We start from the raw sequence: 393 nt of genomic DNA, 5'->3' as shown, positions 1-393 counted from the left end.
CGCCCGCCATCAACCCCGTGGTGGCGGACTCGTGGCGCCGGTCCGTGCACAGCGGCGTCGACCCCGAGGGCCCGCGCACCGGATCCGGGCTCGCCCACGACGACCTCGTCGCCTACCGCGACGCCCACCCGCTGTCGGCGGTCATGCCCGTGGTGCGCGAGCTCGTCGTCGACGCCGCCGCGGACGACGGCCTGGCCGTCGCCGTGTCCGACGACGCGGGCCGGCTCCTGTGGGTCGAGGGCAGCCGCTCCTTGCGGGACGCCGTCGAGCGCGTCGGGTTCGTCGAGGGATCGGTGTGGCGCGAGGAGCGCGTCGGGACCAACGCCCCCGGGACTGCGCTCGCCGCGCGCCGCGCCGTGCAGGTCCTCGGCGCCGAGCACTTCTCGCGCCCCG

General features: G+C 77.6%; 1 pseudogene. It reads left to right on the top strand.

Annotation, left to right across the window (positions count from 1 at the left end):
- Nucleotides 1-17: 17 nt before the first annotated feature.
- Nucleotides 18-393, top strand: a pseudogene (locus tag G3I78_RS50375) (transcriptional regulator); the annotation flags it as partial.

This window comes from Streptomyces sp. SID13726, assembly GCF_010548375.1.
Taxonomy (GTDB): Bacteria; Actinomycetota; Actinomycetes; order Streptomycetales; family Streptomycetaceae; genus Streptomyces.
This window is presented reverse-complemented; position numbering and strand designations above follow the sequence as displayed.